Source organism: Christiangramia sp. OXR-203, from assembly GCF_034372165.1.
Classification (GTDB): Bacteria; Bacteroidota; Bacteroidia; order Flavobacteriales; family Flavobacteriaceae; genus Christiangramia.
On the sequence record NZ_CP139698.1, the window covers coordinates 1,469,506 to 1,483,299 of the forward strand.

Annotated in this window: 10 protein-coding genes, 2 tRNA genes and 1 rRNA gene; 9 read left to right on the top strand and 4 right to left on the bottom strand. The window is 37.7% G+C overall.

Features of this window, described 5'->3' with window-relative positions:
- Window positions 1-10: 10 nt before the first annotated feature.
- From T8I65_RS06615 to T8I65_RS06635, 5 genes are all read left to right on the top strand, one after another.
- Window positions 11-970, top strand: coding sequence for a phosphoribosylaminoimidazolesuccinocarboxamide synthase (locus tag T8I65_RS06615; RefSeq protein ID WP_322302610.1), 960 nt, complete (start codon window positions 11-13; stop codon window positions 968-970).
- Window positions 971-1,114: 144 nt separating this feature from the next.
- Entirely contained in the window at window positions 1,115-3,025 is a 1,911-nt protein-coding gene (gene acs / locus T8I65_RS06620; RefSeq protein WP_322302611.1) for an acetate--CoA ligase, read from the top strand.
- A 52-nt stretch (window positions 3,026-3,077) separates the two neighbouring features.
- The gene (locus T8I65_RS06625; RefSeq protein ID WP_322302612.1) at window positions 3,078-3,734 is read left to right on the top strand and encodes a hypothetical protein; all 657 of its coding nucleotides are present in this window, start codon (window positions 3,078-3,080) and stop codon (window positions 3,732-3,734) included.
- Window positions 3,735-3,771: 37 nt separating this feature from the next.
- Entirely contained in the window at window positions 3,772-4,419 is a 648-nt protein-coding gene (locus tag T8I65_RS06630) for a hypothetical protein (RefSeq protein ID WP_322302613.1), read from the top strand.
- A gap of 22 nt (window positions 4,420-4,441) precedes the next feature.
- Window positions 4,442-5,104 (top strand): hypothetical protein, encoded by a 663-nt coding sequence (locus T8I65_RS06635; RefSeq protein ID WP_322302614.1) that lies wholly within the window; start codon window positions 4,442-4,444, stop codon window positions 5,102-5,104.
- Between the two features lie 70 nt (window positions 5,105-5,174).
- On the opposite strand, the gene T8I65_RS06640 is transcribed toward T8I65_RS06635, so the two are convergent.
- The 4 genes from T8I65_RS06640 to T8I65_RS06655 all read right to left on the bottom strand — a co-directional run bounded on the left by T8I65_RS06640 (window position 5,175) and on the right by T8I65_RS06655 (window position 10,107).
- On the bottom strand, window positions 5,175-5,849 hold the full coding sequence (locus tag T8I65_RS06640; RefSeq protein WP_322302615.1) for a 3'-5' exonuclease: 675 nt from the start codon (window positions 5,847-5,849) through the stop codon (window positions 5,175-5,177).
- Complete coding sequence (locus T8I65_RS06645; RefSeq protein ID WP_322302616.1) at window positions 5,846-7,768, bottom strand: DUF294 nucleotidyltransferase-like domain-containing protein; 1,923 nt, start codon at window positions 7,766-7,768, stop codon at window positions 5,846-5,848. The genes T8I65_RS06640 and T8I65_RS06645 overlap by 4 nt, the downstream gene beginning before the upstream one ends.
- A gap of 40 nt (window positions 7,769-7,808) precedes the next feature.
- Window positions 7,809-8,891: a DNA topoisomerase IB gene (locus T8I65_RS06650; protein ID WP_322302617.1), complete on the bottom strand. Its 1,083-nt coding sequence runs from the start codon at window positions 8,889-8,891 to the stop codon at window positions 7,809-7,811.
- A 127-nt stretch (window positions 8,892-9,018) separates the two neighbouring features.
- Window positions 9,019-10,107 carry a M42 family metallopeptidase gene (locus T8I65_RS06655; RefSeq protein WP_322302618.1) on the bottom strand — a complete coding sequence of 363 codons (1,089 nt, stop codon included), beginning with the start codon at window positions 10,105-10,107 and terminating at the stop codon, window positions 9,019-9,021.
- A 69-nt stretch (window positions 10,108-10,176) separates the two neighbouring features.
- Between T8I65_RS06655 and T8I65_RS06660 the strand changes: the two genes are divergently transcribed.
- From T8I65_RS06660 to T8I65_RS06675, 4 genes are all read left to right on the top strand, one after another.
- The gene (locus T8I65_RS06660; protein ID WP_416173210.1) at window positions 10,177-10,938 is read left to right on the top strand and encodes a DUF4294 domain-containing protein; all 762 of its coding nucleotides are present in this window, start codon (window positions 10,177-10,179) and stop codon (window positions 10,936-10,938) included.
- Window positions 10,939-11,709: 771 nt separating this feature from the next.
- A 16S ribosomal RNA gene (locus T8I65_RS06665) occupies window positions 11,710-13,239 on the top strand.
- A 99-nt stretch (window positions 13,240-13,338) separates the two neighbouring features.
- Window positions 13,339-13,412 (top strand) — tRNA-Ile (locus tag T8I65_RS06670).
- 122 nt (window positions 13,413-13,534) lie between these two features.
- A tRNA-Ala gene (locus tag T8I65_RS06675) sits at window positions 13,535-13,608 on the top strand.
- Window positions 13,609-13,794 lie beyond the last annotated feature (186 nt).

The window sequence follows — 13,794 nt, forward strand, 5'->3', positions numbered from 1 at the left end:
TTTTCAACTCGTGAAGAGTAATACCATAATTAGAACAGACTTTCAATTCCCGGGACAAAAATCGGTTTACAAAGGTAAGGTAAGAGATGTATATACCCTGGAAGGTGACAGGTTGTTAATGATCGCATCAGACAGGCTTTCAGCTTTTGATGTGGTAATGCCAAAAGGGATTCCATTTAAAGGTCAGATCCTTAACCAGATCGCTACAAAAATGATGGAAAAAACTGAAGACATCGTTCCGAACTGGTTGGAAGCCACACCAGACCCTAATGTAGCAATCGGGAAAAACTGCGAGCCTTTTAAGGTTGAAATGGTTATTCGTGGTTATCTTTCTGGTCACGCTGCCAGAGAGTATAAAGCAGGGAATAGAGAATTGTGTGGAGTTAAGATGCCTGAAGGAATGAAGGAAAATGATAAATTTTCTGAACCTATAATCACTCCTGCTACAAAAGCAGAAATGGGAGATCATGATGAGGATATTTCCAGAGAGGACATTATAGCTAAAAATATCGTTTCAAAGGAAGATTATCTTCAGCTGGAAGATTACACTCGTAAACTATTTCAAAGAGGATCTGAGATCGCTGATCAACAAAACCTGATCCTGGTAGATACTAAGTATGAATTTGGAAAAACTTCCGAAGGAAAAATTGTATTGATAGACGAAATACATACGCCAGATTCTTCTAGATATTTTTATAAGGAAGGGTATGAAGAAAGACAGGCTAAGGGGGAGGCACAAAGACAACTCTCTAAAGAATTCGTTCGGCAATGGCTTATAGGTGAAGGTTTTCAAGGACTTGAAGGCCAGGAAGTACCTTTGATGAGTGATGAGTATATTGAAACTGTTTCTGAAAGATATATTGAGCTTTATGAGAATATTACCGGCGAAACTTTTAAAAAGGCAGACATTACTAATATTGACGCTAGAATTGAACAGAACGTTCTCAAATATCTCGAATCTCAAAAATAATATGTACAGAAGATGAACATTTCTATTAATTATGTAATTGATACCATGATTTTTTAGCAGATCCTTTTTCTGATTGCTCAGTATTTAATATTTTTAGTGAAAACCGGTAATTCCGGTTTTCTTCTTTTATAAACGATATTATTTATGAGTAACTATCATATAAAGAACCTGGAAGAATATTTTCAGGTATACCGCAAATCTATACGTGAACCTGAAAACTTCTGGCAGGAAGTTGCTGAAGAACATTTTACCTGGAGAAAAAAATGGGATAATGTCCTTAGCTGGGATTTTAGCAAGCCGGAAGTTAAATGGTTTGAAAATGCTAAGCTGAATATTACTGAAAATTGCATAGATAGACATCTACTCGCGAAAGGAGATAAAACCGCTATTATATGGGAGCCAAATGATCCTTCGGAAGAAACTTTGAAAATCAGCTATAGGGAGCTACATAAAAAAGTAAGTCAGTTTGCAAATGTTTTAAAAGCAAACGGCATCGAAAAAGGGGATAGGGTATGCATTTATCTTCCTATGATTCCCGAACTGGCTTATTCAGTTTTAGCGTGTGCAAGAATTGGAGCAATACATTCTGTGGTGTTTGCTGGATTTTCAGCTTCGGCTCTGGCCGCCAGAACGCAGGATGCCGATTGTAAGATGATGATCACTTCCGATGGTTCCTTCCGAGGAGATAAAACGATTGATCTTAAAGGTATTGTTGATAAGGCACTTGATAGTTGCCCAAATGTCGAAAAAGTACTGGTTGCTAAAAGAACAGGGGCTAACATACATATGGAAGCCGGAAGAGATGTATGGCTGGAAGAGGAAATGTCTAAAGCCGCTGATACCTGTACTCCTGAGATCATGGATGCAGAAGATCCACTTTTTATATTATATACCTCGGGATCTACAGGCAAACCCAAAGGTATGTTGCACACGACTGCAGGATACATGGTTTATTCAGCTTACACGTTTAAGAACATATTTAACTATCAGGATGATGATGTCTATTGGTGTACTGCCGATATTGGATGGATTACAGGGCATTCGTATATAGTTTATGGTCCGCTTTTAAATGGTGCTACCACCCTGATGTTTGAAGGTGTTCCATCATATCCGGATTACGGTAGATTCTGGGAAATTGTAGAAAAACATCAAGTAAATCAGTTTTACACGGCACCAACAGCAATTAGGGCTTTAGCGAAGAAAAACCTGGACTTTGTCAATAAATACGATCTTTCTTCTTTAAAAGTGCTGGGTACAGTAGGCGAGCCAATTAACGAGGAAGCCTGGCACTGGTACGATAATAATATTGGAAAGAATAAAAGTCCGATAGTTGATACCTGGTGGCAAACGGAGACTGGCGGTATCATGATCTCTCCAATACCCTTTGCCACTCCTACAAAACCAACCTTTGCAACTTTACCCTTCCCTGGAATTCAGCCTGCTTTAATGGATGAGCATGGAAAGGAGCTTAAAGGAAATCAGGTAGATGGCAGGTTATGTATAAAATTCCCGTGGCCTTCCATGGCGAGAACAATATGGGGAAATCACGATAGGTATAGAGATACTTATTTTTCTGCTTTTGCGAACAAATATTTTACTGGTGACGGAGCGATGCGTGATGAGGTTGGTTATTACCGAATTACCGGTAGAGTAGATGATGTAATTATAGTTTCAGGACATAATTTAGGGACTGCACCAATTGAAGATGCTATCAATGAACATCCGGCGGTAGCTGAATCTGCTATTGTTGGATTCCCTCACGAAGTAAAAGGGAACGCTCTATACGGATTCGTTATTCTGAAAGAATCTGGAGAATCCAGAAATCACGATAATTTAAGAAAAGAGATCAATCAGCAAATCGCTGATAAAATTGGGCCTATAGCAAAACCAGACAAAATACAGTTTGTGGAAGGTTTACCGAAAACCAGAAGCGGTAAGATTATGCGTAGAATTTTACGAAAGATCGCAAGTAATGATACTTCTGATCTTGGGGATACTTCAACATTGCTAAATCCTGAAGTTGTTGAGGAAATTATAGAAGGATATCTCAAATAAATTATATTCGGCACCGTTATTGATGTTATTTTTTAAATTAAATCGAAAAATCATGAAGAACTATTTACTTATTCTATTTATTTCATTTTCACTGACTCAAATTCATGCCCAGCAGACTCAAAATGTGGAAATGAACGGTATGCAGATATTTACCAAGGATAAAGAACCGGATAAAATGACCGGATCTCCTTATTATGAAGATGATTTCATCATTGGAAAAGTCATGGAAGATGATAGAAAGGTAATGATGTTAATGCGTTATAATGCCTTGGAAGATATGGTTGTTTTACGTCCGAATACTAACTCTACTAAGGAATATGTATTGCCAAAGAAAAAGTCTATAAAGTACGATTTTGGAAATTATACCTACTTTATTGATCGACTGGAGACGGAGGAAGGTGAATTAGAAGCGTATTTCGCGAAATTTCATCAAGGTAAGCACTCAATATTCGTAGGACAACCAAATGCAGATTATACTCCCGCGAAAAAAGCAGCAACCAGTTATACTCAGGATAAACCAGCCAATATAAAAGTTGAGATGGTTTATTATATTTCTATTGATGGAGCACCTTTCAAGGAAGTTCGTTTAAAGGAAAAAGATCTCGCAGATCTTTTTGATTCAGATAGAATGGAAGATTACTTTGATGATAAAAAGATCAAAACCGAAGAGGATGTAGTTGCTATGCTGAAATTTTATGATAACATATAAATCTTTTACGATGATTATAAACAAAAAGATTACTACGATGAAATATTTTATAACAATTGCATTTTTATTTTTTGCGTTTTCCATTAAGGCACAGAGTTTTTTGAATGGAGCTATGGCGACCTACAGTCCTGCTGAACCTGAAAAATATACCGGATCGCCATTTTATGAAAAGGAGTTCGTGCAGGGTGTAGTTAAGAATGGTGATGGTGATTCTCAATATTTAATGATGAGATATAATGCTTTACAGGATGTAGTGGTCCTCAAATTGAGGCCCCAAAGCACTGAACTATTTTTATTGCCTCCTGTTACGGATATTATGTATGAAACGGAAGATTACACATATATGTTAAATGATTCTGTAAGCAATTTACCTGCCTCTACTAAGTATTATGCTAACTTTTTCAAGGGAGAAAGAAGTCATTTAATTGGAGTTCCAACATTAGATCTTAATTCAAAAGAAAAAGCGAAAACGGGTTATCAGGACGACATCCCTGCAAATTTCCAAGTAGATATGGAATATTATCTTTCCGTAAATGGAGGAGAATTTGAGAAAATTAATTTTCGCACAAAACGATTAGCGAGTTTATTCAAAAATTCTGACATGGAAAATTATGCCGCAGATCAGAAAATTAAAAATGCTGATGATGTAGTATCCTTATTGAAGTATTATGAGAATCTTAAATAGTTGTATAACCAAAATAACCAAAATGAAAAATTTCCTATTCTTACTTGCAGTTTTAATTTCTGCCAATGTTATTGGCCAGCAGAATAATGTTTGGAGTGTGTACGATGGCACTGATATTATACCACGGCTTGAAGTTCCAAATAACGATAGGGAATTTTTCACATTTGAAGGCTCACCGTATTTCGAAAAAGATTTTGTCTATTCGGTGGCTGTGAATGATAAAGGTGCATCTGAAAAAGTTCTAGTGCGTTATAATATTGTTGCAGATGCACTTCATTTGAAGAAAGATAAAGGATCGAAAGAAATTTTGGAGATGCCTATCGCTCGGGATGTTGTATTTGCATTAGATGATTATAAATATATTGCCAGAATTGATGGAGATAAAATCCCTGGAGAAACGAATTATTTCGCAGAATTTTATAAGGATGATCATTCGCATTTTATAGGTATACCCGGTCTTAAACTGATAGAAGGTAACATTAGAGGGCATCAAAATGACTACTACAAAAATGGAAAGTTTGAGGTACGAATGGATTATTATATCTCTCTAGATAATGGAGATTACAAATTATTGAATTTAAAAGGTACTACTAAAAAGAAATTCGAGGAAGCACTATCAATGGTGAGTTTCTTGGATAAAAATAAAAATATCACCGAAGCATCGCTTTACAGTTTTTTAGAATAAATTAAAGCCACCTCAATCTTTATCAATTAAAACTTTTGTTGAAAGTATAAAGCCCCAGAACGGGGCTTTTTTAATATCTATATCTAAGTAATTTTCGAATCTTGATATTTTTCGCGTCGATCTTTGCTATTAACTTCATAAATATTAGCGCTGTAATAAAAGCGTCACCAGAAGCAGTGTGCCTATCCGTAAGATCTATATTATAATCTTCAGCGATCTCATCCAATGAATACACTTTATTCTTATCTATAAAATTTGTAGCTATTCTGGTTTTTTTATAAAGAATGGCGGTATCTAAGAATTTATTCTGAAGGCGAGGTGAACCGTTTCTTTCTAATGCTTTATTCATCATGTTTTTGTCGAAACCGGCGTGATGGGCAACAAGTATGGAATTCCCGACATATTCAATGAAATGTTCTAAAGCTTCAGCTTCCGGTAACTGAGCAAAACGTTCGTTTTTTATTATTCCGTGGATTTTTACAGTTTCAGGATTAAAGGTGTTCTGCTTTAGATAGACTTCAAAATGATCTTTCACTTTTAACTGATTATTCTGAATAGCGACCGCGCCTATGCTTAAAATTCGATCTTGGTTTATATCGAATCCGGTAGTTTCGGTATCAAAAATAACAAATCGTTGATCTGCAACATCTTCAGCTTTATCTTTATCAAATAAAGAAAGATACCTGGTAAAATATTCTGGCAGATCTTCCGGTTGCTCATATTTTTTGAACCATTCTCGAATCATGAATAATAAGTAGTTTCAAAACGAATCTTGATAAGCTCCTGAATTTCTTTAATGGATTTAAAGCAACGCTTTAATTTGATCTTATCCTCTTTTCCAAGATCTTCAAGATTTATAAATCTACCATTATCCTTATTTTTAAGACCTTGTTTTGTTCTAAATTTAATAAGTGCTTTGGAAGAATAGGCGCAAGCCTGGTAGATTTCTTTGTTGTTTGGTTCCAACTGGGCCAGTTTTTCAAATCTTTCCGCAGTATTACTAATATTCTTAACTCGGTGTTCCAGAATTAGAAGTCTCGCTGCATCTGTAAGGGGCATGATTCCGCGTTTTTTAATATCAAAAAGATCCTTTTTTTCTCCATCATGTTCTACTAAAAATTGCCTGAAGAATCCTAAAGGAGAAGGATTCCGCAATGCTTGTGCCGCAAGACGATTCAAGAAATTGCGATTTCCTTTTAAAATATCATAGACATGATCTGAAAGTTCATTGGTTAGCCTCGATTCACCATAACTAATGTCATAGTCGAAAAATATCTGACAGAGTAGAATTTCGTCATTGCCTGAAGTAGTAACCCAGTTCGAAAATTGATCCTTCCATTCAGATAAAGACAGGCAGTATTTTTCATTCCGGGCCATCATCTCCGCTGGGCAAAATTGATAGCCAATGATATTAAGTCTTTTAGTGACCTTTCTGGCTAGTTTGAGAAAATAGGCTCTTACTTCTTCCAGTTCTTCTTCCTCAACATTTTCGAATACCAGCGCATTATCCTGATCTGTGAGTAGTAATTGCTCCTTTCTTCCCTGACTACCCAAAGACATCCAGCTAAAGTTACACGGTAGTGGTTCCTCCATTTTATCGATGCAACGGGAAATTGTTCTTTTGATGGTTGCATCATTTAATTCGAAAATAATCGTACTAATGTGGGATACCGGAATATTGCTTTTAATATATCCATCGAGCAACAGCATGATCTTTGTTCTAATTTTCTTAAGCTTTTTTGTTGAATTCGCTCGATTGATTGCTTTCATCAATACAGCAGGATTATTACCCTGAGAAACGATAATATCATGTTCAGAAACAATTCCTTTTACTTTTGTATTTGGAGTACCATCTTTGGTAATGCATATATGATTGATCTTATGTTTCATCATCGTTAGCTGCGCCTGTGCTATGGTAAGGTTCTTCGAGTAACAGATCACTGGAGAATTCATGACTTCGAAAATGTCACTGGTAATGGGCAAAATGCCGGTAGCGACCAATTCTCTAAAGTCCACATCAGTAACGATTCCAACAGGCTTTTTATCTTCCACCACGATAACAGATCCAACCCTGCGCTCACTCATAAGGGTAGCTGCTTTTTGAATACTGGTGTTCCTGGATACTGTCACCATTTTCTTGACAATCGGGATAGGTTGAAGCTCAAATAAAGGATCTTTATTTAGCTGAATATCATCTTCATCTGAAAATAATCTCCCACGGTGTTTTTCTGAATAGGGGTTACGGGTATTCGAAGCAAAACTTTCCATTAGAAAATCCCCTACTTCAGGATTGTTGACGGCATAAGGTTTGAAAAGATTCAACGGAATTCCATAGATGATACTTTCTTCATCTGTGATGGCATTGATCTGGTAATTTTTTTTTGCAAACAAGGGTCGCAATCCAAAAATATCACCTTCATCACATTTATCAATAGTTTCAGGTTCTTTCGATTCTTCAACCTTCTGAAGGTCTACGGCTCCTTTTTGAACTATATAGAATTGATCATGAACTTGCTCATCTTTTCTGAAGATCATTTTACCAGCCTCGAAATAGAAAACCGTAATTGATTCTGAAATCTGAAGTAATTCAGATTTTTCCAGAAGTGAAAATGGCGGATAATTTTCCAGGAAATCGGCGATACGAGCGGCAATGGAATTTGTCATATTTCAAATTTATCCGAAAATTCGACAATACACCTCTAGATTAGTCAGCAATTTCTATCTCGTAATCTTTGATAAGCTTATAGATTGCTTTTTCAGTTTCTGAAAGTTGAATGTATTCAGGTTTTATATCTTCTTTCACCTTTTTGAAGTATGGTTCTATCTCTCCGTTTTCATAAGTTTCAATCACTTTTGGATGAACATAGTAACTTCTGCAAACAGAACGTGTGTTGCCAAGGCCTTCAGCAGCAGCATCAAAACCAATAAGAATGTTCTTTTTGTTTTGCTTTTCTTCTTCCGTATATCCTAATTCGTGCAGGGTTTCAAAAAATATTTTAGTGGCAGACCAGGTTCTAAAGTCTTTAGCCGAGTACATGTCGCCACTAATCTCATGGATATAACCGTTGATCATACCGCTATCTATGGTTTGCTTAACACCATTCTCATTATAGAACTTGAAAAGTTCCCATCCAGGAATCTCCTCACATTGATTGATTAATTTAATTAGTCTTTTATCTTCTACTGAAATAGAATGTTCTTTCCCTTTCTTTCCTATGAATTCGAATTTGAGTCCGTCTTCCATAGTTTTAACATGCTTGGTACGAAAAGTAGATAGGCCATAAGTCTTATTATTCTTTGCATAATACTCATTACCAATCCTTATATGAGTTTCCTCCATAAGTCTAATGATCAAGGCGAGAACCTTGCGCTTGGGCATTCCTTTAAGATTGAGATCTTCATCCACCTGCTTTCTGATCTTTGGTAACATCTTCCCGAATGCAGTCATTTTGAAAAACTTCGTCTGATTTCGAACTTTGGACCAGGTTGGGTGATACATATATTGCTTGCGCTCCTTTTCATCTCTTCCTACTACTTGAAGATGTCCATTATGTAGATGCGTAATCTTTACATTTTTCCAGGCTGGCGGGATAACAAGACTTTTTATACGCTCAATAGTTTTCGTGTCAGTAACTTTTTCGTCCTTACGATAGTATGCAAAACCGCGTCCTACTTTCTTCCTGCTTATCGAGAGTAAGTTTTCATTTACATATCTAAGATTCGCAAGTTTTACGGCTTCATGAGTATCACTCATCATTACTTCTACATCATCAGGCGATAGCGTCATTCTTTTTTTGTTTAAATATAGGATGAAATTGAGCACTTCCGAATTAAAGAAAAGTGAAAGTTTAAGGTTTCAAAATAAAAAACTCCCTGATTACAGGGAGTTTAACAACATCTTGAGAAGTGTTCAATTAGTCAAAATAACTAAATGTATCTCCGTCCTTTATTTTCAACAATGATTCATATATAAGATTGATCACATTTTCAACATCATTCTTGTGCACCATTTCAACGGTTGTATGCATATAGCGCAAAGGTAAAGAGATCAATGCCGAAGGAACACCGCCATTGCTATAAGCAAAAGCATCGGTATCTGTTCCTGTGAATCTTGATGAAGCATGTCTCTGGAAAGGAATTTTCTTTTCTTCCGCAGTATCAATGATCAACTCTCTTAGTTTATTTTGTACCGCCGGAGCATAAGAAATTACTGGTCCGTCACCAATCCTATTAAGTCCGTTGGTTTTCTTTTCGATCATTGGAGTAGTGGTGTCATGAGTGACATCAGTTACTATAGCAACGTTTGGCTGAATACGATGTGTGATCATTTCTGCACCACGAAGACCAATTTCTTCCTGAACTGAATTGGTGATATAAAGTCCGAACGGTAATTTTTCGCCTTTTTCTTTTAATAATCTGGCAACCTGTGCAATCATAAAGCCACCAATTCTATTATCCAGAGCGCGACATACGAATTTGTCCTTGTTCAGAATAAAGAATTCATCAGGATAAGTAATAACACATCCTACGTGAACACCCAGAGCTTCAACTTCCTCTTTATTCGTACATCCAACATCTATACAAATATTGTCCATTTTTGGGGACTGTTCCTTTTCCTTGTTGCGGGTATGGATCGCCGGCCATCCAAAAACTCCTTTAACGATACCATTCTTAGTATGGATGTTTACACGTTTAGAAGCAGCAATCTGGTGATCACTACCACCGTTTCTAACTACATATATAAGACCCTCGTCTGAGATATAATTTACATACCATGAAATTTCATCAGCATGACCTTCTATAACTACCTTATATTTAGCTTCTGGATTTATCACACCAACTGCAGTTCCATAAGTATCAGTAATGAATTCATCCACGAAAGGTTTCAGATATTCCATCCATAATTTCTGGCCTTCAGACTCATATCCTGTGGGAGCTGCATTATTAAGGTATTTCTCTAGAAATTCGAGGGATTTTTGATCCAGTACTTCAGTTTTATCCATAGTTTCTTTTAATTTTTACGAATTTAAAAAATTTAGATTGGAGAGAAGTGGCTATTGACTAATTTTGGAATGGTTTTAGCAAAAAGAAATGATAATCCAAATTTAAAATTTATAGTGATTCGTATATTTTACATCTTACTTTTACTTACTTCAGCTACAGTAGTAGCTCAATCTGATACTTTATCAAGGCCTATGGATTCTACGGAAGTCGATACGTCCATGACCACACAGTATATGATTATTGCAGGAGATTCGATTCCCAGAGAACTTATTGACCTGGAAGAAGTGGTGCTTTTGAGACGACTGAAGTTTGATAGTAATGCGGATAGAAAGCGTTACCTTATATTAAGGAGAAAGACCAGAAAAGTGTATCCTTATGCTAAAATGGCTTCGGAAAGATTACTTACGCTCAATTCCAGGTTGGACGACATAAAGTCAAGACGCGCCCGTAAGAAGTATACCAAGATCGTTCAGGATTATATTGAAGATGAATTTTCTGCTGAATTAAAAAAGCTAACCAGAACTGAAGGTCAGATTCTGGTAAAGCTTATCCACCGTCAAACTGGAACAACAGCTTTTGAACTCGTAAAAGATCTCAAGAGTGGGTGGAGAGCTTTTTGGTATAATACAACTGCCAGTATGTTTGATATTTCCTTAAAGGAAGAGTACGACCCGAAAAATAATCAGGAAGATTTCCTGATAGAAGATATCCTACAAAGATCATTCAGGGATAATATTCTGGAAAGACAATCTTCTGCATTGGATTTTGAATATCTTGATCTTAGTGATAAGTGGAATAAAAAACAGGATTTAAGAAAAGCTTTAAATTAATTTTAAAGATCAGTATTTGATCTTCAACCACTTATAAATAATCTTGTGTTTATTTTATATTTTTTTTCAAAAAGTCATTGTGTAATTAAAATTGGGGTGTATATTTGCAGCCGCTTTGGGAGCAAGGCGTATGTTCGTTGAGAGTAGTAATGGTGGGTGATGTGAAAGGATCTGGCTTTAAAAAATTAAACTAAAATTTATTAAATTTTAGTTTGGTAGAAAGAAAAAAGTTAGTGTATATTTGCAGCCGCTTTGAGAGCAAGGCGTGCGTTCACTGAAAGGGTTTGTAAAGGGTAGGCTATTGTTGGTCTAAGGCAAAAAAATAAAAATTAAATTTCTTTAAATTTTATTTGGCTGGAGAGTAAAACTAGTTTTATATTTGCACCCGCTTTAAAAACGAAGCGACGTTCTTAAGAAGGTTGGCGGAGTTTAAAGGTAGGAAAGCTTTAGAAAAAGAAACTAAAAATTTTATTAAAAAAGTTTTGGTGGATAAAGAAAAAGCGTTGTATATTTGCACCCGCTTTGAGAACAAGCAAACGTTCAAAAATTACAGATTGAAATTACTGAAAACCACCGGATGGGGTGAGAGAATAAGGTTCGATTCCTTAGGTTTTAACAAGACAGATTGGGAGACCAATTAAAGTTCATTGATATATTGAATTGACAAAGGGTTTTATCTTTAATTAGATAGAATCAAGTGTATAAGAATTAAGACTAGAAAAGTCATACTGAGCAATTTCTTTAGTAATTGTTGAATATATTTAAGATTTAACGATGAAGAGTTTGATCCTGGCTCAGGATGAACGCTAGCGGCAGGCCTAACACATGCAAGTCGAACGGTAACAGGAATTAGCTTGCTAATTTGCTGACGAGTGGCGCACGGGTGCGTAACGCGTATACAATCTGCCTTTAAGCGGGGAATAGCCCATGGAAACGTGGATTAATACCCCATAGTATGTAGACTTCACCTGGAGATTACATTAAACATTTATGGCTTAAAGATGAGTATGCGTCCTATTAGTTAGTTGGTAAGGTAACGGCTTACCAAGACCGCGATAGGTAGGGGTCCTGAGAGGGAGATCCCCCACACTGGTACTGAGACACGGACCAGACTCCTACGGGAGGCAGCAGTGAGGAATATTGGACAATGGAGGCAACTCTGATCCAGCCATGCCGCGTGCAGGAAGACGGCCCTATGGGTTGTAAACTGCTTTTATACGGGAAGAACCACATCTACGTGTAGATGCTTGACGGTACCGTATGAATAAGGACCGGCTAACTCCGTGCCAGCAGCCGCGGTAATACGGAGGGTCCAAGCGTTATCCGGAATCATTGGGTTTAAAGGGTCCGTAGGCGGGATAATAAGTCAGTGGTGAAAGTCTGCAGCTCAACTGTAGAATTGCCATTGATACTGTTGTTCTTGAATTATTATGAAGTGGTTGGAATGAGTAGTGTAGCGGTGAAATGCATAGATATTACTCAGAACACCTATTGCGAAGGCAGATCACTAATAATATATTGACGCTGAGGGACGAAAGCGTAGGTAGCGAACAGGATTAGATACCCTGGTAGTCTACGCCGTAAACGATGGTTACTAGCTGTTCGGCTCGATTGAGAGCTGAGTGGTTAAGCGAAAGTGATAAGTAACCCACCTGGGGAGTACGTTCGCAAGAATGAAACTCAAAGGAATTGACGGGGGCCCGCACAAGCGGTGGAGCATGTGGTTTAATTCGATGATACGCGAGGAACCTTACCAGGGCTTAAATGCAGTTGGACAGGTCTGGAAACAGACCCTTCTTCGGACTAATTGCAAGGTGCTGCATGGTTGTCGTCAGCTCGTGCCGTGAGGTGTCAGGTTAAGTCCTATAACGAGCGCAACCCCTGTGGTTAGTTGCCAGCGAGTCATGTCGGGAACTCTAGCCAGACTGCCAGTGCAAACTGTGAGGAAGGTGGGGATGACGTCAAATCATCACGGCCCTTACGTCCTGGGCCACACACGTGCTACAATGGTAGGGACAGAGGGCAGCTACCCCGCGAGGGGATGCGAATCTTTAAACCCTATCACAGTTCGGATCGCAGTCTGCAACTCGACTGCGTGAAGCTGGAATCGCTAGTAATCGCATATCAGCCATGATGCGGTGAATACGTTCCCGGGCCTTGTACACACCGCCCGTCAAGCCATGGAAGCCGGGGGTACCTGAAGTCCGTCACCGTAAGGAGCGGCCTAGGGTAAAACTGGTAACTGGGGCTAAGTCGTAACAAGGTAGCCGTACCGGAAGGTGCGGCTGGAACACCTCCTTTCTAGAGCTTTGCATGTTTACATGCAAGCGACAATTAGTAAAGGGAAGTTTAGAAGGCCAATTTGGTCTTGATTCTTATGTCAATTCGGTTATTATGGACAGTCTCATAGCTCAGCTGGTTAGAGCGCTACACTGATAATGTAGAGGTCGGCAGTTCGAGTCTGCCTGAGACTACTTGAAAGAGTAAGCCATCAGGTTTATAAGTTCATTTGAAAAACTGAAAGGAAATTTTAGAGGTTGAGTAGCCGTTATAAGTACTGTTAACTAATAACTGGTTAGCTGGATACTAAAATAATGGGGGATTAGCTCAGCTGGCTAGAGCGCCTGCCTTGCACGCAGGAGGTCATCGGTTCGACTCCGATATTCTCCACGATTCCTAGAGATAGAGTGGGTTATAGTTTTTACAAACAACCAGGAAACATAAGTTTTTAGTTTGTAAGATCATCGAGACTCTATTGTGAATACGGGAAAAAAGTTCATTGACATATTGAAGAAACAAAGAATACGAGAACACTATTAGATAGAAATATTTAATATAAGTAATACATTATAATAC

Bases quoted from the DNA above. Each gene is read 5' to 3' on its own strand.
- acs (WP_322302611.1), top strand. From the start codon at position 1,115: ATGAGTAACTATCATATAAAGAACCTGGAAGAATATTTTCAGGTATAC.
- T8I65_RS06625 (WP_322302612.1), top strand. From the start codon at position 3,078: ATGAAGAACTATTTACTTATTCTATTTATTTCATTTTCACTGACTCAA.
- T8I65_RS06630 (WP_322302613.1), top strand. From the start codon at position 3,772: ATGAAATATTTTATAACAATTGCATTTTTATTTTTTGCGTTTTCCATT.
- T8I65_RS06635 (WP_322302614.1), top strand. From the start codon at position 4,442: ATGAAAAATTTCCTATTCTTACTTGCAGTTTTAATTTCTGCCAATGTT.
- T8I65_RS06640 (WP_322302615.1), bottom strand. From the start codon at position 5,849: ATGATTCGAGAATGGTTCAAAAAATATGAGCAACCGGAAGATCTGCCA.
- T8I65_RS06645 (WP_322302616.1), bottom strand. From the start codon at position 7,768: ATGACAAATTCCATTGCCGCTCGTATCGCCGATTTCCTGGAAAATTAT.
- T8I65_RS06650 (WP_322302617.1), bottom strand. From the start codon at position 8,891: ATGACGCTATCGCCTGATGATGTAGAAGTAATGATGAGTGATACTCAT.
- T8I65_RS06655 (WP_322302618.1), bottom strand. From the start codon at position 10,107: ATGGATAAAACTGAAGTACTGGATCAAAAATCCCTCGAATTTCTAGAG.
- T8I65_RS06660 (WP_416173210.1), top strand. From the start codon at position 10,177: ATGGTTTTAGCAAAAAGAAATGATAATCCAAATTTAAAATTTATAGTG.